Origin of the sequence: Pedobacter sp. SYP-B3415 (genome assembly GCF_004138205.1) — a bacterium.
Taxonomy (GTDB): Bacteria; Bacteroidota; Bacteroidia; order Sphingobacteriales; family Sphingobacteriaceae; genus Pedobacter.
Map to the genome: position 1 here is coordinate 50,421 of NZ_RXNQ01000011.1, position 26,029 is coordinate 76,449.

The window sequence follows — 26,029 nt, forward strand, 5'->3', positions numbered from 1 at the left end:
AGCTGGTCATTCGTTTTTTACCTCTTTCTGCAGCGATCCTGCATACTCATTGGGCGTCATCTTAAAATACCTCAGAAAGTTTTTGTTGAACAGGCTTTGTGAGCTGTAACCAACCATTTTGGCAATCTCAAACATGGTAAATTCATTTCTCGCGATCAGTCTGGTTGAAGTTTTCAGCCGCGTTACATCAATCAGTTCTTTGGGCGAAAGGGTAGACAGTGATTTGATCTTCCGGTACAATGTAGGCCTGCTCATGTGCATGTGGTGCGCCAGCTGATCGATGTTCAGCTGGGTATCTTTGATGTTGCTCCTGATGTAATCGTCCAGCTTTTTCAGAAAAGTCTCATCTGTTTTTGAATGAGCCATAACACGCACATCTTCAAACGGGGAACTGGCAAAATGCGCTTTGATCTTCGACCGGTTTTCAAGCAAGTTAGCAACCTGCACCTGCAGCAGCCGCGCAGAAAATGGCTTGTGTATATACAGGTCTGCACCGAGTTCGAGACCCTGTATCTGCGACTGATGGGTGTTTTTCACCGTGAGCAGCACCACAGGTATGTGGCAGTATTCAATGCTCGATTTGACGATGTGGCAAAGCTCGAAGCCATCCATTCCCGGCATCATGATGTCTGAAATGATCAGGTCTATGTATTCATCTTTCAGAATGGCCAGTGCCTGCTCACCGTTTCCGGCAAGTTTCAGCGTGTAGTTGCCTTTAAACACGCCGCAAAGCAGTTCGAGAATGTCTTCGTTGTCGTCTACAATTAAAATCTGGTAGTTCATTTTTCGGGGCGTTTTTTCCAGTTGCTCAGTTTAAATTCAAATCGCTGTCTGACCGGCAGGGTCAGTTTGAATGTCACGTTGTCGGCTTCGCCGGATGTAAGAATCAGGGTGCCATTATGCAGCTCTGCGAGCGATTTAGCCAGCGATAAACCAATACCAGTACCCGGCTTTTCCTTGCTTCGCAGCCTGAAAAAAGGCTCAAATACCCGTTCAGCATATTCTGCCGGTATACCTTTCCCATCATTCAGGAAACAGATGGTAAAAGTTCCTTCAGGCTCAACCGGGCTGAAAAGTTGGATGGACACCGCGCGGGCCGCATATTTTATGGCGTTTGAGATCAGGTTCAGACAGATCTTAACCAGCGCTTCCCGGTCGGCAAAGGCAATGACAGGCTGTTCCGGAAGCTGCAGATTCAGCGTAATGTTGTTCTTTCGTGCCTCTTCGCTGAAAGACAGCGCCTGTTCCTGCAGCAGTTCATTGATGTTCGTTTCTACAAAGTTCAGCCCGAACTGGTCAATTTCAGTCTGGCGGAAATCGAGCAGCTGCGTGGTCAGCTCTGACAGCCTTCTGGCGTTCCGCTCCACCATCTGCAGGCGTTTTCGCGTTTCTTCTTCATGCGCTTCTTCAGCCATCAGCTCGACCGGTGCAAGGATCAGGGTCATGGGCGTCTGGATTTCATGGGCGATATTGGTGAAGAATTCAATTTTTGCCTGGTAGATCTCTTTTTCTTTTTCTATCTCAAAAAGCCTGAGCTTACCCAGGTTTTTCCTTTCCTGATACCGGTGATAATACCTCGTTAAAAAGTAAACCGCCAGTATGGCAGCGATCAGATAAATCAGATAAGCGACATTGGTTTGCCAGAAAGGTGGTAAAACGCGGATAGATAACCGACGCTCCTTACTGGTCCAGTAACCGGCGTTGCTCCTGGCGCGGACCGAAAAAGTATAGTTTCCCGGTGAGAGATCTGTAAAAAAGGCTTTCCTGTTGCGGGTCAGGTAGGTCCGGTTTTTATCGAGCCCCTGCATAATGTATTCGTAGCGCGTGGCCTCGGCCGCGTTATAATCGAGCGCTGAAAATTCAACGCTGAAATTATTCTGATTGTGCTGCAAAACGATGCTGTCGGTGTTCATAACCGACCGGTACAGCGGTCCCTTTTCCTGCTGCGGCATCAGCTCCTGGTTATCCAGCTGAAAGCCGGTAATATACAAAGGCGGTCCCGCTTTAACGCTCAGCAATTCAGTTGGGTGAAACGCGACCAGGCCCTTAACGCAGCCAAAATACATCATACCATCTGGTGCCTTGTAAGCCGAACCAAAATTAAACTGATCGGTTATCAACCCGTTCGACCGGTTGAAGGTGCGTATTTTTTCGGTCCTCAGGTCGAAACAAACCAGGCCTTTCAGTGAACTAATCCATAAATGCCCCGACGCATCTTCGAGTATGCGATAGAGGATATTGGTGGGCAGGCCGTCTTTAACAGTAAACTTTTTTATGGTTTTGCGGTCGGGGCTCAGCCTGATCAATCCGCCTCCCTCTGTAGCAAACCACAGCGCTTTCCGGCTGTCTTCCAGGATGCCGCATACGGCAAATTCATTCAGCGGTTTGCCTTGGTGCTCTCCCGCGAAGCGGATGTTACCCGACTTTCCGGTGTTTGGATGATAGAAATATGTACCCTGGCCAAGACTTCCGGCCCATACATAACCACGGTGATCTTCCCTGATATCTAAAATGTGCGTATTAACTGGTACATTGGCGAAGCGTTTAAATGATTTATTGCGCGGATTGTAAGCAAAGAGGCCTGAGCCGTCAAGACCGGTGCCGAGCAAAACCGTACTGTCGCGGGTCATGTAGATAGACAATACAAAATAACTTTTGTTGTCATTTGCGGGCCCGACAAACCTGAACCGTTCACGTATATGGCCAGTACGGGTATCCATAACTTCCAGGCCGTGGAAAAAGGGACCAATATAGAGCTGCCTGCCCACTGCCAGCAGGCCATGAATGTTCGGATAGGAAATACTGTTCTTTCCCCCGGGGAGGTATTTTGTGAACTTTCCGGTTTTTAAATCAAATTTGTTGAGCCCCGCATCTTCCGTTCCGATCCATAAATTGCCTTCATTGTCAGGCGATATCTCCCGCACCGCATGTCCCGAAATCGTGTTTTTGCCCAGAAGGGGATAATATTTTCTGAACCGCGCGTTTTCCCCCGAGTAATAGTTCAGGCCGCCAAAAAAGGTAGCTACCCAGATGCCGCCACGGTCATCTTTTACGACCTTGTACACCGCATTATCGGCAATAGAATAGGGATCGTCTGCCCTTGTTCTGAGGTTGGTGCATGCCCTGGTTACGGGGTTGTAAACGTAAATGCCCGATTCGCTGGCCACCCAGTATTCGTTGGCGCTGATCCTGTTGATGTCGCGCACATAGATAAGTGCCCGGCCGTCGCTGTATAAAGGCAGGGTTTCGACTTTTCCGGTACGCATGTTCAGGCTTTTGAGTCCTTGTTTGTAACACCCGACCAGTACCGTACTGTCTTCGCGAAGTGACAAGCTGCTGATGGAGCGCAGGTTAGGCGCAAACTGGCTGCCGACAATCGTGTAGGATTTTCTCGAGTGTTTCGTAAAGTCAAAATACGTAAGCTGCCCGATATTGTCGCCGACCCAGAGGTTGTTGCGTTCGTCTATAGCTATGCACTGGGCACGGGTATGCATATCAGTGACCTTACGGCTGCGCTGGTCATATTTGAAGAGATAACCCCCGCTGGCAAACCACAGGTTATTCTGCCGGTCTGCCAGCAGGCTGTTCACGTTGTTCAGTCCGGCTTCGGCCAGGCGGGTAAATACTTCCCGGTCGGGATCATAACTGAAAACGCCTCTGCCGGTGCCAATCCACAGAATGCCGTTCCGGTCTTCTGCAAGCGCAGAAACGGCCGTATTGCCTACATGGCCGTAAGGGTTTTCATGGTCGCGATAGGTTTTGAATGAGTATCCGTCAAAACGGTTCAGGCCGCCGCGGGTACCGATCCACATAAAACCTTTTTTGTCCTGCAGGATGGACGTCACAGAATTGTGCGCCAGGCCGTCATCAGCGCCGTAGCGCTTAAAATAATAAGATTGCGCAAAACACCCGGGCCCCGCAAAGGGCGCGAACAGGTAAACGAGCAAACATAGAAGCAGACCCCTCATAAGACAAGACATCTCAAAGATATAGGAATTGGCCTTATTCCGATAGTGATGATATCAGCGTCAACATCTCTCATCATATCCCGGCAGGTCTGAAGTGGCCTGGGGCGGGGTTTAGGCTGACAGGCTGTTCCAAATGAGATAAATCGACAAAAAGATGAACAGAATAAAAGCTGGTGTTTAGTTTATTTTGAATAACAGTGTGGCGTTCGCACCGGGCGAAACCGGCAGCGCGCAGACTGAAACCAAATAATAAACCAATTGTACACACGCGCCCCGCTAGTCATATCCGGCAGGAAAACGTGAGAGACAAACTATGATGGAGCCAAAATATTCCGGAACTACCGATTGCCCAGACGTGAGATCATGCTGTAACCACGTTTGGGAAATACCATAATTCCCTGATCATTCTCAAAACCCGGAAAATCGAAATGCACATCTGTGCACCTGATAAAAATTGGGTTTACAAGATTCCTTGAGTAAATAACGAAAACCAAATATTATGACCAATAATTACGCTTTTTTACTGAATGGCATAACAACTAAACGGCTGAGCCTGGCCCTTTTGTTATGCGTATTCATGTTGCCGCTGGCTATTCGGGCGCAAACCAGACCTCTAAAGGGAATCGTGACTGATGCGCGAACGGGCGAGGCCCTGCCCGGTGTGACTATCCGGGTTCAGAATACGAGTACCGGTACCAGCACCGATGATAACGGTGCTTTTAGCCTGCAGGTTAGTTCCACGGCGATCTTAACCGTCTCTTTTGCCGGCTATGAATCACAAACCATTACGGTAGGCAACCGGACCGAGATCAATATCAAACTGGCTGGTACCACTGAAACGTTGGAAGACATCGTAGTAATCGGTTACGGTGCCATGAAGAAGAAGGATCTTACGGGCTCGATCTCGCAGATCAGGCCTGACAAGATTGCTGCTGAGAACCCCAATACCACGCAGGACATCCTTCGCGGAACGCCGGGGGTAACCGTCGGGCTCGACCCTTCAGCCAAAGGCGGTGGAACGATCCGCATCCGCGGTCAGCGTTCAGTCTACACCGATGGTGGTCACAACGACCCGCTGATCGTATTGGATGGAACCATTTTTTACGGCGAACTTTCTGAGATTAATCCTGATGATATCGAACAGATCGATGTACTTAAAGATGCCTCTGCTGCTGCGGTCTTTGGAGCGAAGTCGGCAAACGGCGTTTTGATCATTACAACGAAACGGGGCAAAACCGGAAAACCGCGCATCAGTATCACCTCGAACCTGGGCGTGACAACCATGGGGGCAGACCGCCCCGTGTTTGGGCCTGAGGGTTATCTGAAATACCGCCAGGACTGGTTTACTGCTGGTACATACGGGCTGAATACCGCAACGGGGAATTATGAAGCTTATCAAAACACCTCGCAGCCCAACCGCGCTTTTTATGAATCGCCAACAGCGGCGAATCTGGCGCGGTATGGCGTCTCACTGGATCAATGGCGTGCCTATACAACCAATACACCGGGCCTGTCTGACCAGGAAATCTGGGCAAAACGCCTGTTGCTTGATGGCGTAACACTGCGGAATTTTGCCAACGGACAAAGTTTTGACTGGTATGACCACAGTTTCCGTACCGGCCTTAACAATGACCACAACATGAGCGTTTCGGGTGCAAGCGACCGCATGACCTATTATATGTCGCTTGGCTACCTGTCAAATCAGGGCGTTGCCGTAGGGAACAATTATACTGCGATCCGGTCTAACCTAAAGGTTGAAGGTAAAATAACCAACTGGCTCGAAATCGGTGCCAACGTTAACTTTCAGCAGCGTACCGATGGTGATTTGGCTGTGGACTGGGATCGTCAGATCCGCTCCAACTCGCCCTTTGCCAGCTACCAGGATGAAAACGGCATTCTGCAGGTAAACCCCATGGGCGATACCTTCGTGCCTAACCGGGGCTTCAACTACGATTTTGACCGCCAGTACCGTGATCTTGATAAAGGGTATACCGTATTAAACACCATTCTTACGGCAAAGGTGAAATTGCCTTTCAATATCACCTATTCATTTAACGGTGCACCACGCTACCAGTTTTTTCATGACCGGTACTGGGAATCTGCCAGCCATCCCAACTGGAAGGGAACAAACGGTCTTGTAAACCGCGAAGCCTCACAGCGTTTTGACTGGTCGCTGAACAATACACTGAACTGGGACCATACTTTTGCGCAGAAACACCGGGTTAACATTACCCTGGTACAGGAAGCTGAACAAAGACAACGGTGGACAGACAGAATTGAAGCCAGAAATATTCTGCCAAGTGACGTGCTGGGTTACCACGAAACTTATTATGGCGACAAAAACCGGAGCAGTTATGATACCGACGACGTGAAAGAAACCGCAGACGGCATGCTTGCCCGCTTGTTTTATTCATTTGACGACCGGTACATGCTGACCACTTCGGTACGCCGCGATGGTTACTCCGCTTTCGGATCGTCCAATCCGCGGGCAAACTTTTTCTCTACTGCTTTTGCATGGACCTTTACCAATGAGAAGTTCTTCAAATGGAAACCAATGAGCAGCGGTAAATTGCGCGTGTCGTGGGGACAAAACGGAAACAGGTCTTTGGCGAACCCATACCTCGCACTTGCCAATCTTGGTGCCGGTGCCGGTGCTACTATGGGTTATATCGATGCCAGCGGCAACCTGATCCAATACCGTTACCTGATGATGGACCGCCTTGCAAATCCACAGCTAAGCTGGGAAAAAACGGAAGCTTTCAATGCCGCCGTTGATTTCGGATTTCTTGACAACCGGATCACAGGTAGTTTCGATTACTATATTACGCCGACGGTTGATATGATCATGAACCGCTCACTGCCCGATTTTGCGGGAGTAGGAAACATCACTACCAACCTCGGTAAGGTAGAAAACAGGGGGTTTGAACTGGCGCTTAACTCGCAGAACGTGCGCAATAAGACGTTCTCGTGGAACTCAGCGTTCAGTATTTCAAAATTCAAAAACACGATCAAAAACCTTTACTACATCTATGACAATGTGCTTGACGCATCGGGCAACATGATAGGCGTAAAAGAGCGCGATGATATTTCTAACCGGTGGTTTATCGGTCAGCCTATAGACGCCATCTGGGATTACCGGGTAACAGGAATCTGGCAGGCAAATGAAGCCCAGGAGGCTCAGCGCTTTGGCCAGCGCCCCGGCGACCCTAAAGTTGCGAATAACTATACCGCCGATGACCGTGTGAATGCCGATGGCAGCATTACACCGGTTTATAACAATAACGACAGGGAATTTCTGGGCAGAAGTAATGCACCGATCATGATGTCGCTCAGGAATGACTTCAGTTACAAAAACTTAAGTTTTTCTTTCAACCTCTACTCGTACTGGGGGCACAAAAGCATGAACGGCGCATACCTGAATCAGACAAACGGCGGCTCTGAATTTACCTACCTCTGGAATGCTTACGAGCGCGAATACTGGAGTCTTGAAAATCCGTCGACACAGTTTGCACGACTGGACTCGAAAGGCCCGGCAGGCGTCAATGCTCCGGGTCAGCTGTACGACAGGTCATTCATCCGTCTGGAAAATGTTACTGTAGGTTATGATCTGAATGCCCAACTGCTTAAACAATTCGGCGTGGAAAAATTCAAGATCTATGGCGCCGTTCGTAACGTGGCCGTCTGGAAAAAAGATAAAAACTGGGATTACTGGGATATTGAAACAGGTACCATTGCCCCGCGCATATTTACATTCGGACTAAACGTAATCTTCTAAAAAAAAAACATGAAACTGAACTTTAATAAATTTAAATACAATACAGCCCGGCTGCTGGTGGCCGGGGCAGCCGTGCTGGCAACAGTAGCAGGTTGTAAAAAAGCTTTCCTGCAGCCAGAGCCGCTATCGTTTTTTGAGCCGGATGCGACCTTCTCAACCCAAAGCGGGCTGGACGCGGCTATGGCCATCTGCGACCGGCATTTGCGGGCCTATTGGACCTATACTTCTGCTGTAGATTTGGGCAGACCGATCAGTACCGACTACATGTTCTCAGATGTGGCTGTAGCGGGAAAAACCGATGATGGAAACATTTTCGCAGATATAGCTACCCGTTTAACGCCTACAGATCTCCCTGAACGTACTTCGTATTTCTGGGGAGAAACCTATAACGGCGTAAAGTATGCCAATACTATTCTGACTTATGTCGATCAGGTTCAGGGTTTGAGCGAGACGGCTAAAAACGAGTACCGCGGCCGGGCGCTTTTTCACCGGTCGTTCCGTTACCTGGCGCTTTGTTTCCAGTTCAAAGACGTGCCGTTGATTACCAAACTGCTTCGCGCGCCAAAAATCGATTACAAGTCTACAAGGAGGGAGGCAATTCTCGAAATGCTGACACTTGATATGGAAAAAGCGGTGCGCTGGGTGCCCAACCAGGCGCAGATGGGACTAACCGGGATGATTAACAAAGGTGCGTGCCGCCAGCTGCTTATTAAATGTTACCTGGCTACCGGCAAGTGGGATAAAGCCATTGCGCAGGCTGATACGCTGATCAACAATTCGGGCTACTCTTTAATGAATGCAAACTTTGGCAGTTTTATCAGCCCGTATGCAAACGTATGGCCGGTAACACGTAATGTAATCTGGGACCTGCACCGCCCCGAAAACAAAGCGATCGGCGGCAACAGGGAGACCATTCTGGTGATGATCAACCGGAACGAGACAGACATGGGCATCAAACTGAATGCAGTCAGAAACTGGGGCCCGATGCTTGACAACAGCGCTACCACCACACCAGACGGTAAACAGGCCGTTCGTTTCTACGCACCCTCTAACGGAAGTTACCGTGCACAGTACGATTACAACCGCGCCCTGGGACGTGGGATCGGTGTAATACGTCCGACGTACTACGCGCAGAAAGGCGTCTGGTATGTAAACGGTGTAAACGATCAGGGAGACCTTCGCCACAATACAGCGGTGGGCAACTGGGTTACCATGGAGTCCATCAAATATAACGATCCGACAAGTGCCAACTTTGGCCAGAACCTGCGTCTTCGTAATGCAGCCGGAACGCTTCTCTGCCGGGATACGATCAGAAACTGGTTTGATTACCCCCATTACAAGTATTACATCGAAGATCCGCTTGCTACACAAAATATAAACAGCGCCGACCACCGCGGCGGTGCTGGCGACTGGTACTGCTACAGACTGGCTGAAACCTATCTGCTGCGCGCCGAAGCTAAGTTTTACAAAGGTGATATAGCCGGCGCTACGCAGGATGTCAATGCCATAAGAAGACGCGCGCAGTGTACGCAACTTTACACCACCGTGAACATTCATGATATTATGAGTGAACGTGCACGCGAGCTGAATATGGAAGAATGGAGGTTTACCGAGTTGAGCCGGGTGTCTTATTGCCTGGCCCTGAGCGGCAGACCTGACGAACAGGGAACGGTTTACAACGTAGACAACCTTGCGCAAAACAGTTACTGGTATCAACGTCTTCAGCGTTATAACGACTTCTTCAACAAAGGGAAGGTGATGGTGAGGAACCGCTCGTATACAATTGCTCCGCACAACATCAACTGGCCGATACCGCAGAATGAAATTGACGCCAATGGCGGCGCCCGTTTACGTCAGAACCCGGGTTACAGCGGGCATAACATGGCCGAGCCGGTTTGGCAAACCTGGCAGGAGGCCGTGGCTGATGAGGATGTGTTTTAGGCTTATTAAAAGCTAAGTAATTTACAAATACCGTGCGGCCTTTAACCGGCCGCATAGTCATATGGTCTGCCGGAGTTGATTCCGGCAGACCTTATAAGTTGGTTAGGGGCGGTGCGTTTAATGATGCCCGCTCATCCCGGTTCGGTCCGCCTGCGGACAACTGAGCGCTCATTCAGTCAGAGGCATCTCCGGTTTGGTGGGAGATGCCTGGACCGGGGGAAACCTGCACTGCCCGCGGCCAGCGTCCTGCTCGCGCTTGTCAGCCATTTAAATTTGACCACCTATCGTGGTGGTTAGCCTTAGCCGTTACAGTTTATCTGCCAGGCGGAAAATCCGAACATTTCTGAAGTTTTGTTTGTTTGTATCTGGCACACGCAGAAATGCGTATCCGGCATCATGCTGCCCAGTTACCCCAGGTACAACTGCAGCGCTAGCCGGAAACCGCCTGCTGTGTTCCCTGAAAGTTACCGCATGAAACATGAGCGAATACTGATCATCAATGGTCACCCCGATCCACAAAGTTTTAACGAGGCTATAGCGAATGCCTATACAGACGCACTTGAGGCGCATAATGTGGAGTTTCGTTATCTCCCATTGCACCGGCTTAATTTTGATCCGAACCTGCGGTATGGTTTCCGGGATACCCTGCAGCCTGAGCCTGACCTGCTGGCGGCAATAGACGACCTGAAGTGGTGCAGCCACCTGGTCTGGATTCACCCCATCTGGTGGTATGGGTTCCCGGCGCTGATGAAGGGATTTATTGATCGTGCGTTTCTTCCCGGTATCACGTTTCACCTCAATGCCGATGGCAGTGTGTCTGGCCACCTGGAGGGCCGATCTGCGCGTATTATTGCTACTGGCGATACCCCGCAGAATCTGTACACAGAAACGTATGCAGAATCGGCAAGAATACAGCTGCAGAACGGCGTGCTTGCTTACTGCGGCGTTTCGCCCATTGCATATACATACCTGCATCCTGTATATGCGTCTACCCCTGAGATCAGACAGGAATGGCTTGATCAGGTCAAACAGCTGGCTTTAGATGATGCAGGTCTGGGCGCAGGTTAAGCTGCAGGAAAGCAGAAATTTGGAAGGTTTACCTGGGGGAAGGTCTATCCAGCGCAGCTGCGGAAAACAATGTAATATAAATGAGAAGACATGGCGGTTAAAAACAACGGCATGAAGACACCGATCAAATACATCATCATAATTGCAGTCTGTACTTTGCTGGCGTCGGCCATCAATATTGCAGGTGTATTTGTGCTGCAGCGGTTTGGTGTCATCGCAACAGCAGAGACCGACATGAAAAATCTGCCCTACGGCTTCGCCGTGGCCATCAACCTGGTTCTTGCCCTGCTGTCTTTTCCGGTTTTTTTTAACCTGACGCCCCGGGTAAGGGCAAATGTATTTTACAGCGCAGCTAGTTTTTTTGTTCTCCCGCTGCTGGCCACTATTTCATTTACGCTGGCGTTTGCGGAAGAAGGGTGGTTTGCTGCGTTGTTGGGGTTGCCTTATCTTATCATACTCACAATATTTTTCATCGGTTCGCGCAGGTCGCATGGAAAGATTTAAGATGCAGGATAGTCGTTTTAAGACAGCCCGTTCCTCGCCCGAAGGCGCGTACTGCGGGTATCGGCATGCCTGTTGCCGCCAGGAAACTTCTCGCAAAAGATGTGTTTGCAAAGAATTCAGGTGGGAAGAATGACTATCGAAGAATGTAAAGCAAAATTATATTATGGGCGTTTAGATAATAAGAAGGCTCCTGTTATGCCGGCTTGTCTTGAAAGTATGCCGTCGGTTTCTTTTCCATTTATTACCAAACGATCGTTATCCAGGCGGCAGTCATAAGTGCCCAGGTATCCCATCATGCCATAATGCAGATAGACGTAATGACGGAAACCCGAGATAAAATAATGCCTTTTTATTCTGCCCTGTGTCTCCAAAACGATGGTATCTGTTTTTAGAAAACTGCTGAAAGGAAGCTGGGTAAATACAGGAATATTGGCAGATGGAAAGTTAATGTGCACGGTCGTGTCTGTTGTTACCTTACCCGCACTGAGGAGGTAAAATTTCAACCTGCTGATTTCGCTCTTATTGAAGTTCTGCAACTGGATTGTCGGCTTTTCGCTAATCAGACTAACTGAGTCACAGACCCCGGAAAATTTGATGAGGTCTGTCTCAGCCTGCTGCTGATTACGATCCTTTCTCCAGTTATACCAACCGACAATGCCGGCCAGAACCAGAACAAGAATCAGTATAAGAACAAGGCACCCCTTCATATATGTTTTCATACCTGAACTTTTGATAAATATGGTTATAGCAGAGATGTTTTAATAATTTGCACTGTTACTGAATCGATTGCACTGCATGTCAGCAGAATTAATGGACCCCCGTACCCGAAAATTCCAGCTCTGATATGGCAGCATCATCATATTTATCGCCCTTGTAAACACCGGCAATTTCGAATTTAAGGTATAAATCTTTGTCCTTTCCCTGAAGTGCATCTATTTTGAATATTTGTTTTGAGGTTATATCTTTCAGATTTAACAGAGCGACGGGTTTGTCATTTACATACATTTTGAGCTGTTTGACCCTTGCGTTTTCTCTCCAAACCCGCTCTGATTTCATGTAGCCATTGTAAACCTCAATCGCGGTTACCGGGGGCGACTGCTTCAGAAAGCGGTAGGTAATGTGCTGGCCAATGCCGTTGCCTGAATGGCCTTCCACCCATGCCGTTCTCAGTGAAAAATCATGCGCGTTTTCAGCTTTGTAATCCAGTTGTTTGTTTGGAACCAGAACGGAACTGGCTGTTATCTCATCTGGTCCGCCGCCGCAGTACCAGCTACAACCCCATATGCTTACGTCAAGGTGGTCTTCTTTGCTATAATCTTCTTCGTTTTCATAAATTTCGATCTGCCGTTCGCTTAAGTGCTGTCTGGCGGTTTCATAATCAGGATAGGAACCGATCATACTGTCAATCCTGGCATACAGCGCTCTCCGCCGTTCAAGTTTCTTTTTAGCGTCGTTGCTGATATCAGGGGTGGAACCGATTTCGGGTTCGACGACTTTCAGGGATGGAGCTTCGGCAACGGCGAACGCGGTCTTAGCTGGTTTTGCTGCCGGCTTACAGGCCTGTGAAAATATAATGGCCAGTACAACAACCGCGACGGAGTATGTATTTCTCATGATCTGTTTGTAAAAACGGCCATCGGATACCGTCAGACAGATAGCTGGTATGGAATGAGCCGTTAACTGACTAAATACCTCAAAATGTGGGTTTTTGTTTAAGTTCTTTAATAACGAATGGCTGAGACAGTCTGGATTACTACCGGCTGGATGGCGTCTAAAGATCCGTGTGCGTACCTGTGCGCTTCGATTCAATTGCTGATGTCGCCAACAATAAGATCATAGTAGTTGTTACATCAGCACGTATTAATTCAAAATCGGCATGATGCAGGAATCGCCGGTCAGCAATGACCTTGAAAAACTTTCGGTGCTTGTGGTAGAGGACGACAGCAGTTTACGGGACGTGTATGAATCCGTATTTCTTATAAAAAACATACAGGCAAATATTTACGAGTCGGTTTCAGACATCTGTCAGACTGCACAGATGCATCAGCCTTCTGTAGTGATCCTTGATTTTGCCATGCGAACGGGGCATGGCGGACTTCTATGCGGGCAGCTAAAATCAAATCCACTGACCGCGCACCTCCCCGTTATCGTCATTTCTGCTTTTGATGCTGAGCAGGTAAAGAAGTACGCTCCAGATGCAGATTTGATATTAAACAAACCGATTGATTTTGAAGATTTGACTTCCTCTATCTTGCAATTGGTGCGTCAGAACCAGCTGCCTTAAATAATCTTATCTACACACCGGCGTTGTACGGACGGTTTGTGTCTTTGATATGATATGCAAACGGTTTGTTTAAAGTAAATTTGCCGCGAAAATTTGTTGAGCATGGTGGAAAAACGCAATCGTGTATTGCTGGTTGATGATGATGAAGGTCTGCGAGAGATGTTTGACCTTTTATTTAAAGTTGAGGATGTCGATGCGCTTATTCTGGCCCAGGGTGGGGACATTTGCAGTATAGCAATTGGATTTAAACCCGATGTAATCATACTCGACTACCTCCTTGCACGGCAGTCGGGAGTGGACCTTGCGAAAGCTTTGAGAGCAAACGTAAAAACAGCGCATATTCCGCTGATCCTGCTAACCGGCCTCCCGGATTTTCTGACCTCGCAAATGGGCAATTCATTTGATCTGTTGCTTGGCAAGCCGTTTGAAGTCGATGACTTGTTTGCAGCTATCAGAGACCTGGCGCAGAAAAAATCAAGCCTGCCGGCAGATGAAGCATCCCGGATATTGTGAGTTAACCGGAAATGATCCAACCTGGCCGTATAGTTGCTGTAGCATGTTCCATGGCCCATCATGCAGAACAGCTCAAAGTGGAAATAAGCAAAGTAGTTATTTCTGATTTAATTCCCATATGACCTTAACTGATCAGGAACAACAACGCATACAGTTGATCCGCAGATTGCTAGATCTGGACTTAAAGAGTGAGGGGGAATTACAAACCATTTCAAATCTTGCAGCCCGGCTCACCGGCAGACCAACAGCCCTGATTACGTTTTTAGACGAGGAAATACAGCATATCAGGTTCAAAACAGCCTTTAAGTATAATACAACCAAAAGGTGTGACGCTTTTTGTGATTATGTTGTACGCTCAGGAGAAAGGCTTATCGTCAATGACGCAGAACATGATGATCGGTTTTTAAATAATCCGCTTGTGCTCGGCGATCCGGCGATCCGGTTTTATGCCGGCGTACCTTTAACTACCGGAGACGGGCTTCATCTTGGTAGCTTGTGTGTAATCGGTTATGAGCCGGGGGCAATAAAAGAAGACGAGCTGGAAATCCTGAAGTTTCTCGCAAACCAGGTTGTAAGGCTCCTTGAATTTGAATTTACGCTTGACATGCTGCGTATTGAATCGGAGATTTCGGCCCGGAAAGAGTTGGAGCTGCGTTCGTTTTTTGAAAGTTCGATCGACCATCATCTTTTGCTGGACACTAATTTTTGCGTACTGGCTTTCAACAAAGCCTGGAATATACATGTAAATTCGGTTTACGGTGTTTATTTCGAGCGCGGTGTATCAATGGTCCATTATGTTCATCCGGATAACCTTCGTCAATTCTTTAAAGATTACAATACTGCTTTGCGGGGCACCGCTGTCTTTGACCGGCGGAACCTTCGCGTTAATAACCAGGATGTCTGGCGTATGGTTAAGTTCGAGCCGGCAATTGATGCTTCCGGCAACATCATCGGGGTCTGCATTAATTCGTCAAACATTACCGAAGAGGTTAAACAAAGCGAAATTGTTAAGGCCCAGACTCAATTGCTGGATCAGATCGCGTTCCTGCAGTCGCACGAAGTGCGCCGGCCGCTGGCCTCCATACTGGGGTTGGTCGATTTGTTGAAGGGTGCTCAGACTTCGGAAATATCTACCGAAGTTGAAATGCTTGGAAGGGCGGCCGAAGAATTGGACGAAAAGATCAGGCTGGCAATCCTGTATGCTTCAGATATATCAAATAAGTTAGGCGAATAGCGATTAGAATTTATAGTTTCTGCAAACTCCACAGGCTGTTGCTAACTATTGCTCTCAAATCATTTTAAAATCTTTTTACCAGCCCGGAAATGCCCGCCTAGTATTTATCTTTGCAGCCCATGATCAATGTCAATAACATTTCGGTTTCGTTCGGCGGAACCACCCTATTCAGCGACGTCACATTTTCGATCAACGAGAACGACAAGATAGCCCTGATGGGCAAGAACGGTGCGGGTAAATCCACCATACTCAAAATTATTGCCGGTGCAACCAAACCTACAAGCGGTAACGTAACCGGTCCAAAAGAGGCGGTTATTGCGTATCTGCCCCAGCACCTGCTGACTGAAGACAAGGTCACCGTTTTTGAGGAAACTATGAAGGCCTTCGCTGAAGTCAACCAGTTGTCGAAAGAGCTGGATGAACTGAATGAGCAGCTAACCATTCGTACCGATTATGAAAGCGATGATTACATGAAGCTCATCGAGCGGGTATCTGAACTGAGCGAAAAAGTATATAGCGTTGAAGATACCAATTATGATGCTGAAGCTGAAAAGGTGCTCAAAGGACTTGGTTTCGAACGACAGGATTTTAACCGGCTCACGGCTGAATTTTCCGGTGGCTGGCGCATGCGTATCGAGCTGGCTAAGATCTTATTAAAGAAGCCCGACCTGATCTTACTCGACGAGCCGACCAACCATATGGATATTGAAAGTATCCAGTGGCTCGAGTCATTTTTAATCAATTCGGCGAAAGCGGTCATGGTTATTTCGCACGACCGGGCTTTTGTTGACAATATCACTAACCGGACCATCGAAGTGACCATGGGCCGCATTTACGATTACAAAGCGAAGTACAGCCACTATCTGCAGTTACGTGCGGACCGCAGACAGCATCAGATCAAGGCATACGAAGAACAGCAACGTTTTATTGCCGATAACCAGGAATTCATTGACCGTTTCAAAGGTACCTACTCGAAAACGCTGCAGGTACAGTCGCGGGTGAAGATGCTGGAAAAACTGGAGATCATCGAGATTGACGAGGTAGATACATCGGCACTTAGGCTGAAGTTTCCCCCCTCACCGCGCTCGGGGCAATATCCAGTCGTTGTCGAAGACCTGAGCAAAAGTTATGGTGACCATGTGGTGTTTGAAAAAGCCTCAATGGTTATTGAGCGGGGCGAAAAGGTGGCCTTCGTGGGTAAGAACGGCGAAGGTAAGTCGACCATGATCAAAGCCATCATGAATGAAATTGATGTTGAGGGCAACTTAAAGATCGGCCACAATGCGAAGATTGGCTATTTTGCGCAGAATCAGGCGGCCTTACTCGATGAGAACATCACTGTATTCGATACCATCGACCAGATTCCTTTAACCGACGGAACGCTCAAAATCAGAGATTTACTGGGCGCATTCATGTTTAGCGGAGATGATACGACGAAAAAGGTGAAGGTGCTTTCGGGCGGGGAGAAAACCCGTCTGGCTATGATCAAACTTCTGTTGGAACCGGTAAACCTGCTGATCCTCGATGAGCCGACCAACCACCTGGATATGAAGACGAAAGATATCATTAAAGACGCGCTGAAAGACTTTGACGGGACTTTGATTCTGGTATCACACGACCGGGACTTCCTCGACGGACTGGTTACCAAAGTGTTCGAATTTGGTAATAAGCGGGTGCGCGAGCATTTTACCGATATCAAGGGCTTCCTGGAGTACAAGAAGATGGACAGTCTGAAACAGATCGAACAAAGTTAAATACATACAAGCCTGAATAGAGGATGGGGCGGAAGCTTTTAATTTTTCGGGCTGATCCTTCAGTTTTTGTTTTCGAGTATGAACTTTATCACGCTGTCGTCGTGAACCGGAAGGCGTTTGAAATTTAACTTCTCAAGGAGCCAAACTGAGCGTTGATTTTTACTGTGGGTAAAAGCCTCAATCAGTTTGAAGTTAAGATTTTGAACGCAAACTCAAGAACGCTTAAGATCGCTTCTTTCATTATCCCTTTGCTATGAAAACCAGGCAATAATTCATATCCGATTTCTGCCCGGGCATCGTTGTCGGAAAATTGAATAAACAGACTGTTCCAATGAGCGCGTTTGTGTGGTGCAATGTAATTGCCCAATAAATCGATTCGTTTTTCCGGATATTTTCATTGACGACTTGTATGAAATTTCGGGCCTCATCCATTGAACGGCACGGCTCGCGGTTAAGATATTTATTTACGCTGTCGTCTGTGCGTAAAACATAAATCTGTTTATAATCGCCGTTTTCAGGTTGTCTCAACGTTAGCCGCTCTGTTGTCAGAACCGGAAAAGGTGTGAAGGTTTTGCTCATCATCTATTATCAGAAGGAAACCGTTGTTTCGGAGTTTTTAATCAATATATGGCATTTTGTGCATTTGGCAAATTGGTAGCGGCACCTGTGTTTACCGGCTCGTCCATTTAAACTATTAAAATAAGTGCTTAAAATTGCGCCTTCCAAACAACTCTAATTACATGTTGTTGATAGCCTTATGAAAATATTGAGAGCCATGAGCCTGCTGAATCATACTGGTGGCAGCTCATTTAGCACTGAAAGCGCAGTCTGGTGAGCAGCGCATCAAAATCCAGCTGACGATTGACCATGGGGGCAAAAAAATTGTAGCCAATTTGAACTCATTTAGTTCGGCACTGACCCGGACAGAAGCTGAGGCACCTTTAAAAGCTGATACCGCAAAAAACAAGGTGATTTATGGTTCCGGCATCTATTTAAATATGGACCTTTCTATTCTAAACGACGACTTATTGCGTGTGCTGGCTAAAAAAGATGCGAAGTTTAATGCCACCGTGACTATTAATGATACGTACGGAAAGCTTCCCGGCAAAACCATTCTGATTAAAAATGCCAGCCTGTACAGCCTTTCTGACCAGCATTCCACAAGCGTCTATGGCGATGGATACGGCTCTACGATGATCGCTATCAATTGTGATCAATTAATCGTGAACGGGATTAGCCTGGAACGCTAATCCGGTCAGAACGGGGGAGGACGACCGGTTGTTTTGCTGAATTGCGGGTTTTTATCTTGCGCAGTCCTGTCGGTAAAGCCCTTCTATTGAGTATCTGTTCAATTTATCTTCCTGCTAATTCGTGCAGCTTATGGATAAGCCGGTGAATCTCGAAAGGTTTTTCCATTGCAAAATCACTGCCGAAGGAGGGCATTAAAGGCATGATGTCAGGATCGGCCGTAAAAATCATCACAGGGATGTGGGATGTTGCCGGATTGTTTTTGAGCTCGGCGCACAGTTCACCGCCAGACTTGCCAGGCATGTGATAATCAATTAAAGCAACGTGGGGATCGAAGTCCAGTGCCTCTGCGCAAATATCATTTGTAAGTTCCAGGATACGTCCTTCTATGTCTTCACTCTCAAAAAGAAGGTCATAAAACTCCCGCAAATCGTAATCATCATCAATCAGTAACACTCTCAGTTTTCGGCTATGCATGCAGATCAGGTTAGGTTTCACAAAGATAACAATCCTGAGGGGCTAACCGGGCAGGGCTATCAAAAAGCTTACAACCAATTGAAATTGTGATCGTTATCGGTGTATGTGAAGGAAAATTTTGCAGCTTAACTGACCGCACCATTTATAGTCTGTAATCAGGCTCAGGATGCTAGTTAGTGGAGGAAGAGATAGGCAGCATGCCTGATGCTCGCCAACGGCTTCATTTGCAATATTTGTCAATCAGTTCCTTTTCAATCCCTTTTTTTCTTCCCAGGCGGGCAAAGAACCTGATCAGGGGTGTTGTAACGAGGCCTGCCAGCCCCGTAAGGCGCATGTCGCTCATTTCGGCGCAGATTCCCATATGATAAACGTTTTGAGGGATATCTCTTTTGCTGTATTTCCCATCCTGAGCAAGACCGCAAAGAATGCGAAGGGTGTTTTCGAGGCCGGGAGAACCGGGCACGACTTTATTCGTGAAGGTGATCTGCTGATTGCTCTGGTTAAAGAAACGGTGTGACTCCCCGCGTTTTACCAGGTATGACTCTCCTGGTTCCAGCAACACTTTTCTGCCCGATTTTAATTCCAGCCCAAGCTGCCCGTCGATCGCGGTAAAGAGTTCAGTGTACGACTTGTGATAGTGCATTGGATTTCCGCCGCCAGGTTCAAGAGATATTTCAAGTTCTGAATACTCCCCGTTTGTATCCTTTGCGGTTTTGCGAAAAATAATCGTTTCCTTTAGTGCGGGGTTATAAATGCTGCGTTTCATGATGAGTGTAACATAAGGATTTTTAGGTTCCCCGCAATGGATAGCGATAAAACATACTTGTCGTACAAATTATGCGACACGTCACTTTTACTAATTCTCTTCAAACTAGAATCTATGAATGTGTGCTTGTATTCGTTCAATTATTTGATCAAAATCAGGTTGCCCTCTATAGTAAAGTGCTCGAGTAGCAGCGTATCGCCGGATGAAAGAATCCCTGGTTTTTCTTTTGTCCAGGATAAATGCCTGATTATCCTGTATAGGTATCTTCTTATCCGCGTCTGAAAAGCGCTTCTCTTTATGCGTGTAATATTCAGATGTACCAATAAAATCCAATACTTTTTGGTTTTCAAGCAGGCTGTAAACATCGTAATATTGACGCATGAAGTTGATGCCAGAATCTGGATTCTCTTGTTCTTTTCTGAACTTGGTTACGATAGTCTGCAACTTTTCAACGAAGGTATAACCGGGGTGATAGCAGGCAATATCTACCGCACGGTTGTCAATTATTTCTACTTTGCTTTCTATCGCACGATTGACAGCCCATGATGATATAGTAATGAGTTCGTTCGGCGCTACATTGTCAAAGCCAGCTTCAAGCAAGATGCCATTCTTCAGTCCATTGATCGCTTCCGTACTGCTTTCATAAATAAGCCTTATACCGCCGCTGGTGTAGGTTCTCACATTATCAAAGTCTGTATCGCGTTGATTGGCGATAATGCCATCAATTTCGATGTTCTCACATAGCCAGTCATAAAAATCTCTTCTGCTATTGACAGCCTTCGGCTTTGAACCCGTTTCATTAACGCCAAGATGCACGGGGGGAGAGATATGTATGTCGATGTCTTCGGAAAACCGATCGATAATTTCAAACCCTTTTGAAAGTGATGTGCCACCCTTCAATTCGAATTGAAAATTTTGTTTTTTGAGCCCGTAGAGAACGTGCATAATCCAATAGTCCTTTTCGACCAAGGCAGGTTGTATGGCCATTTCTTCTGCTATAATGTTAAGAAGATCCGGGAACTGCCGGTGGTTATGTAGATAATTTGCACTCATCACCTGTCTAGCTGATCATTGGAGATAACAGGCGTTTTGTTCTGAGATTTCCATATGCCTCAAGCGATTTTTTTAGCTTATATTTATCCATCTCCCGAATCTTAGTTTGCACTTTTTTAAGAACTTCAGCAGTATCCTCAGCAAGTTTATCAAGGTTGTTTATGAGGTCTATGATCAAAAATTCTGCATTTGCCCGGGCAGGGAAGTGATGGCGTATTTGAAAATCGAATTTTTTGTTGCCTAGCTTGAACTCGCCATGACGCTTGTGATTGTATACGATTTTCTTGTTGTAGAGTTGCGTCGTACCAACGCCTAGCGTATTATAGCTATTAGGTGAAGTTAAAAGAAATCTGCTATCTTTTAGAAACGTTCGTACCAGTTCTTTCTCATCAGCAGGTGTGGGGCCAAATACTGATTCCTTTGGAAAATAATATACGCCGGTGGAAAGTTTTTGAAGCGTCCCTTCTTCCACAAGAATGGCAAGTAGCCTGTCAACAGACCCTGTCCATTTCTCAAGGTCTGCTCTGCGATAAACCTTTCCCTTCTTTAATCTCTTCCTTAACTCTCTTAATCCGGACATTTCTGTTTGTCAAATAGCTCTGAATACAAATATATATAAATAAATTAATTAAATATTCATTTATTTATGGTTGTTACTTCCTCATAATCAAGTCTTTGATTATTTTTATAACTAAGCTTCGATGAGAGCCATTTCACCGATCGGAGGTTCAGTTTACCCAGTTAGTTTTCAGCCATGCGTTTCAACGCATGAGCCCTGTAGGTGTCACCCCAAACTTCTTTTTGAAAGCGTGAGAAAAGTGTGATAAGCTTTCAAACCCCAGGTCGAGGTAAATAGCTGAGGGCTTCCGGTGTTTTGTTTCAATCAGGTATTTTGCGGCGGTCAGCCGCTTATCCTGCAGCCATTGTCGGGGCGGGCCGCCAAATATTCTTTGAAAATCGCGTTTAAAACCGGCCAGACTACGACCGGTAAGTTGTGCGAATTTTTCGACCGGCACATTGAACTGGTAATTGAGCAACATAAACCTTTCAAGGTCTATTTTATGTGGTTCGGAAAAGTCAAACAGAAAGTTTCGAAGCGCCGGCATGGCTAACAGAAGTAACTTAACGCCTTCCTTTACTTTAATGATTCCCATTTCGTCTGTCATGGTCGCGCCTGCGCTTCGGGCATAAGGGATAATTGATTGGAAATAGCCTTGCAGGTATTCATTAGTCGGAATCAGCATATTGGGCGGACCGACATATTTCCGGTCCGCCTCAATTTTCTCTTCAAGTACAATCTTGCGTAGCAGATCATCCTGCAGCGATATAACAATCGTCTCATAACTTGCACCGGGAAGGGGTGTTTTAGTCAACGTACCCATCTGATTTTTACCGATCAGCAACACCTCACCACCACTCATGGAAAGCGTTTGTTCAGATGTTTCAATTTTGAACTGACCCGAAACCTGTAGAATCAGGGTGTGATAATTCCAAAAGCATACCTTTTCCCTTCGCTCTGCCGAGAGGTAGGAATAAAAGATTACTCCGGGTAATATTTCAGCGGGGCTGTCCATTTAACGTTGTAAATAAGTGCCGCCAGCAATAGCCCCAATAGCAAAAGTAGTGTTTAATGTTTCCATTTCAGTTGGGGTAAACACAATCTCCATTGCCGCCAGGTTTTCGGGCAAACGTGATCTCCGGCTCATGCTTACCAGTGGCATAATATGGTCTCCCTGACGGTTAACCCAGGCAATCGCAATCTGCGTGGGCGTATAACCCTTTTCAGTGGCCATTCGCTTGAGTATGTCGACTTTTTCAAGGTTTCTTACCAGGTTGTCGCCCTTAAACCGTGTGAAATGATTGCGGTAGTCATCGTCAGCTAGAGGAGCCTGCAGCTCGCCGGTTAGCAAGCCTTCTGCGGTATTCGCGAAAGCGACCACAGCGATACCTAATTCTTTTGCTGCAGGCAGCAACCTAGCCTCGATCTGCCGCTCTGCCAGAGAATAGCCAATTTCAAGTGCGCTGATGGGGTAAACGCTGTTTGCCGTACGCAACTGTTCGGCTGTGATTTCAGATACACCGATATGACGCACTTTGCCTTCCTTGACAAGGTCTGCAACGGTTCCGATAATGTCTTCGACAGGGACGCTTTCGTCCATGCGGCTCGGCTGGTAAAGGTCAATGGTTTCTACGCCCAAACGGGTTAGCGAATAATTGATGAAATTTTTTATTGCAACAGGGCGCAGGTCTAAGCCAAGCCACTGTCCGTTGTGAAAGATGGCGCCAAATTTCACGCTGATAAAGGCACTGTCCCGTTTTCCCTTAAGCGCCTTCCCGATCAGCAGTTCATTATGTCCCGCGCCGTAAAAGTCGCCGGTATTCAAGAAATTAATGCCTTGATCTAAGGCCTCATGAATGGTAGCAATGCTTTCCTTTTCGTCGGGCGTTGGTCCGCCCCAGACAGACGACATACGCATGCATCCCAAACCCAGTTTTGATACTTCCGGGCCATTGTTGCCGAGTTGAATTTTTTCGATCTTTTTCATGCTTCAAAGATCATCATTCCTGGTAGTGCATGTTTGTTCAAGAAGCTCATTTTTGTTGTTTGTATGGCTCACGGACTTGCGAAGATTTATTTGCAAAATACCCTAAATTTTTATTATCTTTGTGACTAAGATACTTACTAAATAAGTTATATGAACAAGCAGGAAAAGGTCACTTCCGTCAGAAAGCAAAGCCAGCAATATGCATACACTTCCATACAGATGCATGAGGCTATTGGCAGAAAAGCGGGCATGTCTGGTACTGATCATAAATATCTGGGCTTTTTGCTGCAGCGCGGACCAATGACTGCCGGCGAGCTTTCCGTACTAACCGGTCTTACCACAGGTGCGGTGACGGGATTGATCGACCGCTTTGAAACGCAAGGTCTGGTAAAAAGACAGGCAGATAAAACAGACCGCCGAAAAGTTGTTATTGTGCCTGAAACCGAAAAAATCAAGGCACTGATCATGCCCCTTTACACGGACTTTCAAACCGGTACCGATGCGCTGCTGGCTAGCTTCTCTGCTGATGAGCTGGACGTTCTGTACCGCTACTTTTCAGAGGCGCTTTTACTTATGAATGCAAAAATTGCATCTGTTAACCTAAAATAAATACGACGAATGGCTAATCCCTCCACCACAAACCAGAAACGTTCCACACCGGATCCTTTTAAGCAAACTTACTTTCATGGCACCAAAGCCGATTTGAACATAGGTGATCTGATCGAAACGGGTTATGTGTCGAACTTTGTAAACAGAAAACTAAAGCATATCTACCTTGCTTCAACACTCAGCGCTGCAATATGGGGTGCCGAACTCGCTTCAGGCAGCGGCCGCCAAAGAATTTACCTGGTAGAAGCAACCGGACCGCTTGAAGATGACCCAAACGTAACAGATAAAAAGTTCCCCGGCAACCCAACCATGTCTTACAGGTCAGAGTCCCCATTCCGTGTTATTGGCGAGGTAACGGTCTGGCAGGGGCATACGCCCGAACAAATTCAGCTGATGAAAGAGGGAGTTGCACAGCTGAGGCAGAGCGGTGCCGAATTAATCGAAGAGTAGAGCGGCTTCACTACGATCGGCATTCATAGTAAAGCGGGACCCTGCAAAAGGTGAACCCGCCTGGCAATGCCCCGGTTATACCTGCGCTAACACGGAAACCACCAGTGTAATGAGTAGAGTTTTCCGTCTTTGATAAATACTTCTACATGGCCGTCTGAGATATGACTTTCGTCTTCAATCAGTTGAAACACCCGCAGCATGCCTTCACCCGATACGTGTATAGGCGCAATCTTCCGCGTGGCATTAGGGAAAATTGTTGCCAGCGTGACGAGCGTGGTATGCTTGTCTAACCTGACGTTTTTGAATATAATGAAATCGCCTTTTTCAAAGCTTACATGATCAATAGCTACCTTTCCACGCGACGTTTCAAATCTCGAACCGTTTTTATAGAGATATCTGGCCTTTGGATGAACCGAACCATCGGGCTCCTGGAAAATGGTAACACAGGGCTCTTCGTCGCTCAGCAACCGTGTGCTGTCCGGCGCTCCCAATACGGATTTGAACTCGCGGGAAGAAAAATAACGACCCAGCTTCCCGTTAAAACGGATGTCTTTCACATCCATGACTTCGGGTACGGTGTCAGTTTGCTGTTTGGACGGGTTCTCATCACGCGAGTTGGTACCGGGGACTGCCGTCTGTGCTGATTTTTGAGAAGCGGCAGACTCAGACTTTCCAGCAGGCCTGCATCCTAAGAACAGCAGCAACGCAGCGATAAATAAAGTACTGGCTTGTTTGTAAGGTAAATAGAACTGTTTTTTCATAGATTTTGGAAGCCTGGTAAGGACTTATTGTTACTTCGCGGTTTTAACATTACATCAAAGTACACATACATCTCACAAATCTAAAGGATTTAAACAGATAGCGGAAAGCAGCATAGAGCCAATTTGGGCGAAGGTAACCTATGAAGAGAGACGACAAACTTCTTGACAGTACAAATCATAGACGTAAATTGCCATATGGATGTTAACTATATAAGGGAGTTACGGGAAAACCCTCCATCGGGACCAATGGTTCAGCGTACGGATGATTTGCATATCTCTGTTGTATACCATGGTGAGGGACTGTTCTATCTTGAGCTGAAAAACAGCAGGGCATTGATTATAGAAATTCAACTGAGAAACGGGAGCATATTTGAAAAATCTATTTCTCGCTGGGACAATGGACAGCCGGTAGATCCATATGAGAAGACGCTGATCCTGGAGCATGTACGCAGGTATCTGGAAATGCATCAGGGGATTGAGGCCTTCATCCGCTAGCCTGCAGGGCTAGCTGATTTGAAATTTCAGCGGGTAAGGGAAACATCCGAAAAAGTATAATTTCGAAGGTTGAATGTGCACTTCACATCGTACTGATCAGAGTTTGAAGTTGAGAGAACGATCGTCTGTTCGTCTTCCGCTGCAACATACCAGATACTGTACACGCCAAGTATCTCCGCATTAAAACTTGGCATCTCCGGCTTACTGACAAGCTCTCCGCAAATGTTGTAGACAAACAGATTTTGCGGCCCCGTTTCGCGGTAATCAGCTATAATGATGACTTGTGCGGTATGCGGAACATATTGTGCCTGAAAGATCCTTTGACGGAACTTAATATCAATACTTTTTCCTTCAAGTTCCCAAAATACCTGGTGATCTGAAACTTCAATCGTCATAACATTTCTATTTATAATGAATTCACATGTATCTGGCGTGGTGAGCACATTTGTTCGTTGACCAATCCGCGCAAGCTAAATTACCGTTTTTTACGCCCCGGTATTTGGTTTCAGACGATGTCGGGTCTTTGGCTTTAATTTGCAAGGGTTTGATTATTAGCTTAACCAGGAAGCTGCTGATAGGGAGC

General features: G+C 46.9%; 24 protein-coding genes and 1 pseudogene. 12 read left to right on the forward strand and 13 right to left on the reverse strand.

The features are described 5' to 3' along the window. Positions 1-6 precede the first annotated feature (6 nt). Together EJV45_RS06180 and EJV45_RS06185 are read right to left on the reverse strand one after the other, a co-directional pair. Positions 7-783 (reverse strand): response regulator, encoded by a 777-nt coding sequence (locus EJV45_RS06180; RefSeq protein ID WP_129714795.1) that lies wholly within the window; start codon positions 781-783, stop codon positions 7-9. After that, positions 780-3,980: a two-component regulator propeller domain-containing protein gene (locus EJV45_RS06185; RefSeq protein WP_129714796.1), complete on the reverse strand. Its 3,201-nt coding sequence runs from the start codon at positions 3,978-3,980 to the stop codon at positions 780-782. The genes EJV45_RS06180 and EJV45_RS06185 overlap by 4 nt, the downstream gene beginning before the upstream one ends. A 487-nt stretch (positions 3,981-4,467) precedes the next feature. Here EJV45_RS06185 and EJV45_RS06190 point away from each other — a divergent pair, with 487 nt between their 5' ends. From EJV45_RS06190 to EJV45_RS06205, 4 genes are all read left to right on the forward strand, one after another. Beyond that, positions 4,468-7,743 carry a SusC/RagA family TonB-linked outer membrane protein gene (locus tag EJV45_RS06190; RefSeq protein WP_129714797.1) on the forward strand — a complete coding sequence of 1,092 codons (3,276 nt, stop codon included), beginning with the start codon at positions 4,468-4,470 and terminating at the stop codon, positions 7,741-7,743. 9 nt (positions 7,744-7,752) lie between these two features. After that, positions 7,753-9,684 (forward strand): RagB/SusD family nutrient uptake outer membrane protein, encoded by a 1,932-nt coding sequence (locus tag EJV45_RS06195; RefSeq protein WP_129714798.1) that lies wholly within the window; start codon positions 7,753-7,755, stop codon positions 9,682-9,684. A 471-nt stretch (positions 9,685-10,155) separates the two neighbouring features. After that, positions 10,156-10,752 (forward strand): NAD(P)H-dependent oxidoreductase, encoded by a 597-nt coding sequence (locus EJV45_RS06200; protein WP_129714799.1) that lies wholly within the window; start codon positions 10,156-10,158, stop codon positions 10,750-10,752. A gap of 111 nt (positions 10,753-10,863) precedes the next feature. Beyond that, complete coding sequence (locus EJV45_RS06205) at positions 10,864-11,256, forward strand: hypothetical protein (RefSeq protein ID WP_129714800.1); 393 nt, start codon at positions 10,864-10,866, stop codon at positions 11,254-11,256. A gap of 161 nt (positions 11,257-11,417) precedes the next feature. On the opposite strand, the gene EJV45_RS06210 is transcribed toward EJV45_RS06205, so the two are convergent. Both EJV45_RS06210 and EJV45_RS06215 read right to left on the reverse strand, forming a co-directional pair. Then, a complete protein-coding gene (locus tag EJV45_RS06210) occupies positions 11,418-11,975 on the reverse strand; it encodes a hypothetical protein (RefSeq protein WP_129714801.1) in 558 nt (185 codons plus the stop codon). Between the two features lie 88 nt (positions 11,976-12,063). Next, complete coding sequence (locus tag EJV45_RS06215; protein WP_129714802.1) at positions 12,064-12,870, reverse strand: hypothetical protein; 807 nt, start codon at positions 12,868-12,870, stop codon at positions 12,064-12,066. A 262-nt stretch (positions 12,871-13,132) separates the two neighbouring features. On the opposite strand from EJV45_RS06215, the gene EJV45_RS06220 reads away from it, so the two are divergent. The 4 genes from EJV45_RS06220 (at position 13,133) to EJV45_RS06235 (ending at position 17,041) form a co-directional block, all read left to right on the forward strand. Continuing rightward, on the forward strand, positions 13,133-13,540 hold the full coding sequence (locus EJV45_RS06220; protein WP_129714803.1) for a PleD family two-component system response regulator: 408 nt from the start codon (positions 13,133-13,135) through the stop codon (positions 13,538-13,540). A 102-nt stretch (positions 13,541-13,642) separates the two neighbouring features. Then, positions 13,643-14,053: a two-component system response regulator gene (locus tag EJV45_RS06225; protein ID WP_129714804.1), complete on the forward strand. Its 411-nt coding sequence runs from the start codon at positions 13,643-13,645 to the stop codon at positions 14,051-14,053. A 118-nt stretch (positions 14,054-14,171) separates the two neighbouring features. After that, entirely contained in the window at positions 14,172-15,287 is a 1,116-nt protein-coding gene (locus tag EJV45_RS06230) for a GAF domain-containing protein (RefSeq protein WP_129714805.1), read from the forward strand. Between the two features lie 119 nt (positions 15,288-15,406). Further along, positions 15,407-17,041: an ABC-F family ATP-binding cassette domain-containing protein gene (locus EJV45_RS06235; protein WP_129714806.1), complete on the forward strand. Its 1,635-nt coding sequence runs from the start codon at positions 15,407-15,409 to the stop codon at positions 17,039-17,041. A gap of 181 nt (positions 17,042-17,222) precedes the next feature. Here EJV45_RS06235 and EJV45_RS19725 read toward each other — a convergent pair. After that, positions 17,223-17,623, reverse strand: a pseudogene (locus EJV45_RS19725) (GNAT family N-acetyltransferase). Positions 17,624-17,838: 215 nt separating this feature from the next. Between EJV45_RS19725 and EJV45_RS06245 the strand changes: the two are divergent. Further along, the gene (locus EJV45_RS06245) at positions 17,839-18,291 is read left to right on the forward strand and encodes a hypothetical protein (protein WP_129714808.1); all 453 of its coding nucleotides are present in this window, start codon (positions 17,839-17,841) and stop codon (positions 18,289-18,291) included. A gap of 103 nt (positions 18,292-18,394) precedes the next feature. Here the strand turns inward: EJV45_RS06245 and EJV45_RS06250 are convergent, their stop codons facing one another. The 6 genes from EJV45_RS06250 to EJV45_RS06275 all read right to left on the reverse strand — a co-directional run bounded on the left by EJV45_RS06250 (position 18,395) and on the right by EJV45_RS06275 (position 23,131). Beyond that, a complete protein-coding gene (locus tag EJV45_RS06250) occupies positions 18,395-18,766 on the reverse strand; it encodes a PleD family two-component system response regulator (RefSeq protein WP_129714809.1) in 372 nt (123 codons plus the stop codon). A 220-nt stretch (positions 18,767-18,986) separates the two neighbouring features. Further along, positions 18,987-19,532 carry a cupin domain-containing protein gene (locus tag EJV45_RS06255; protein WP_129714810.1) on the reverse strand — a complete coding sequence of 182 codons (546 nt, stop codon included), beginning with the start codon at positions 19,530-19,532 and terminating at the stop codon, positions 18,987-18,989. Between the two features lie 105 nt (positions 19,533-19,637). Further along, the gene (locus tag EJV45_RS06260) at positions 19,638-20,519 is read right to left on the reverse strand and encodes a nucleotidyl transferase AbiEii/AbiGii toxin family protein (protein WP_240755215.1); all 882 of its coding nucleotides are present in this window, start codon (positions 20,517-20,519) and stop codon (positions 19,638-19,640) included. 73 nt (positions 20,520-20,592) lie between these two features. After that, positions 20,593-21,165 (reverse strand): hypothetical protein, encoded by a 573-nt coding sequence (locus EJV45_RS06265; RefSeq protein WP_129714812.1) that lies wholly within the window; start codon positions 21,163-21,165, stop codon positions 20,593-20,595. 181 nt (positions 21,166-21,346) lie between these two features. Next, positions 21,347-22,159: an AraC family transcriptional regulator gene (locus EJV45_RS06270; RefSeq protein ID WP_129714813.1), complete on the reverse strand. Its 813-nt coding sequence runs from the start codon at positions 22,157-22,159 to the stop codon at positions 21,347-21,349. Beyond that, complete coding sequence (locus EJV45_RS06275) at positions 22,160-23,131, reverse strand: aldo/keto reductase (RefSeq protein ID WP_129714814.1); 972 nt, start codon at positions 23,129-23,131, stop codon at positions 22,160-22,162. 150 nt (positions 23,132-23,281) lie between these two features. Between EJV45_RS06275 and EJV45_RS06280 the strand changes: the two genes are divergently transcribed. Both EJV45_RS06280 and arr read left to right on the forward strand, forming a co-directional pair. Further along, positions 23,282-23,740 (forward strand): MarR family winged helix-turn-helix transcriptional regulator, encoded by a 459-nt coding sequence (locus tag EJV45_RS06280; RefSeq protein ID WP_129714815.1) that lies wholly within the window; start codon positions 23,282-23,284, stop codon positions 23,738-23,740. A gap of 9 nt (positions 23,741-23,749) precedes the next feature. Next, positions 23,750-24,190 (forward strand): NAD(+)--rifampin ADP-ribosyltransferase, encoded by a 441-nt coding sequence (gene arr, locus EJV45_RS06285; protein ID WP_129714816.1) that lies wholly within the window; start codon positions 23,750-23,752, stop codon positions 24,188-24,190. Positions 24,191-24,276: 86 nt separating this feature from the next. On the opposite strand, the gene EJV45_RS06290 is transcribed toward arr, so the two are convergent. Next, positions 24,277-24,951 carry a hypothetical protein gene (locus EJV45_RS06290; RefSeq protein ID WP_129714817.1) on the reverse strand — a complete coding sequence of 225 codons (675 nt, stop codon included), beginning with the start codon at positions 24,949-24,951 and terminating at the stop codon, positions 24,277-24,279. A 195-nt stretch (positions 24,952-25,146) separates the two neighbouring features. Between EJV45_RS06290 and EJV45_RS06295 the strand changes: the two genes are divergently transcribed. Continuing rightward, positions 25,147-25,446 (forward strand): hypothetical protein, encoded by a 300-nt coding sequence (locus tag EJV45_RS06295; RefSeq protein ID WP_129714818.1) that lies wholly within the window; start codon positions 25,147-25,149, stop codon positions 25,444-25,446. Between the two features lie 26 nt (positions 25,447-25,472). On the opposite strand, the gene EJV45_RS06300 is transcribed toward EJV45_RS06295, so the two are convergent. Continuing rightward, positions 25,473-25,841 carry a hypothetical protein gene (locus EJV45_RS06300; RefSeq protein ID WP_129714819.1) on the reverse strand — a complete coding sequence of 123 codons (369 nt, stop codon included), beginning with the start codon at positions 25,839-25,841 and terminating at the stop codon, positions 25,473-25,475. Between the last annotated feature and the right edge of the window lie 188 nt (positions 25,842-26,029).

Bases quoted from the DNA above. Each gene is read 5' to 3' on its own strand.
- EJV45_RS06180 (WP_129714795.1), bottom strand. From the start codon at position 783: ATGAACTACCAGATTTTAATTGTAGACGACAACGAAGACATTCTCGAA.
- EJV45_RS06185 (WP_129714796.1), bottom strand. From the start codon at position 3,980: ATGTCTTGTCTTATGAGGGGTCTGCTTCTATGTTTGCTCGTTTACCTG.
- EJV45_RS06190 (WP_129714797.1), top strand. From the start codon at position 4,468: ATGACCAATAATTACGCTTTTTTACTGAATGGCATAACAACTAAACGG.
- EJV45_RS06195 (WP_129714798.1), top strand. From the start codon at position 7,753: ATGAAACTGAACTTTAATAAATTTAAATACAATACAGCCCGGCTGCTG.
- EJV45_RS06200 (WP_129714799.1), top strand. From the start codon at position 10,156: ATGAAACATGAGCGAATACTGATCATCAATGGTCACCCCGATCCACAA.
- EJV45_RS06205 (WP_129714800.1), top strand. From the start codon at position 10,864: ATGAAGACACCGATCAAATACATCATCATAATTGCAGTCTGTACTTTG.
- EJV45_RS06210 (WP_129714801.1), bottom strand. From the start codon at position 11,975: ATGAAAACATATATGAAGGGGTGCCTTGTTCTTATACTGATTCTTGTT.
- EJV45_RS06215 (WP_129714802.1), bottom strand. From the start codon at position 12,870: ATGAGAAATACATACTCCGTCGCGGTTGTTGTACTGGCCATTATATTT.
- EJV45_RS06220 (WP_129714803.1), top strand. From the start codon at position 13,133: ATGATGCAGGAATCGCCGGTCAGCAATGACCTTGAAAAACTTTCGGTG.
- EJV45_RS06225 (WP_129714804.1), top strand. From the start codon at position 13,643: ATGGTGGAAAAACGCAATCGTGTATTGCTGGTTGATGATGATGAAGGT.
- EJV45_RS06230 (WP_129714805.1), top strand. From the start codon at position 14,172: ATGACCTTAACTGATCAGGAACAACAACGCATACAGTTGATCCGCAGA.
- EJV45_RS06235 (WP_129714806.1), top strand. From the start codon at position 15,407: ATGATCAATGTCAATAACATTTCGGTTTCGTTCGGCGGAACCACCCTA.
- EJV45_RS06250 (WP_129714809.1), bottom strand. From the start codon at position 18,766: ATGCATAGCCGAAAACTGAGAGTGTTACTGATTGATGATGATTACGAT.
- EJV45_RS06255 (WP_129714810.1), bottom strand. From the start codon at position 19,532: ATGAAACGCAGCATTTATAACCCCGCACTAAAGGAAACGATTATTTTT.
- EJV45_RS06260 (WP_240755215.1), bottom strand. From the start codon at position 20,519: ATGGCCATACAACCTGCCTTGGTCGAAAAGGACTATTGGATTATGCAC.
- EJV45_RS06265 (WP_129714812.1), bottom strand. From the start codon at position 21,165: ATGTCCGGATTAAGAGAGTTAAGGAAGAGATTAAAGAAGGGAAAGGTT.
- EJV45_RS06270 (WP_129714813.1), bottom strand. From the start codon at position 22,159: ATGGACAGCCCCGCTGAAATATTACCCGGAGTAATCTTTTATTCCTAC.
- EJV45_RS06275 (WP_129714814.1), bottom strand. From the start codon at position 23,131: ATGAAAAAGATCGAAAAAATTCAACTCGGCAACAATGGCCCGGAAGTA.
- EJV45_RS06280 (WP_129714815.1), top strand. From the start codon at position 23,282: ATGAACAAGCAGGAAAAGGTCACTTCCGTCAGAAAGCAAAGCCAGCAA.
- arr (WP_129714816.1), top strand. From the start codon at position 23,750: ATGGCTAATCCCTCCACCACAAACCAGAAACGTTCCACACCGGATCCT.
- EJV45_RS06290 (WP_129714817.1), bottom strand. From the start codon at position 24,951: ATGAAAAAACAGTTCTATTTACCTTACAAACAAGCCAGTACTTTATTT.
- EJV45_RS06295 (WP_129714818.1), top strand. From the start codon at position 25,147: ATGGATGTTAACTATATAAGGGAGTTACGGGAAAACCCTCCATCGGGA.
- EJV45_RS06300 (WP_129714819.1), bottom strand. From the start codon at position 25,841: ATGACGATTGAAGTTTCAGATCACCAGGTATTTTGGGAACTTGAAGGA.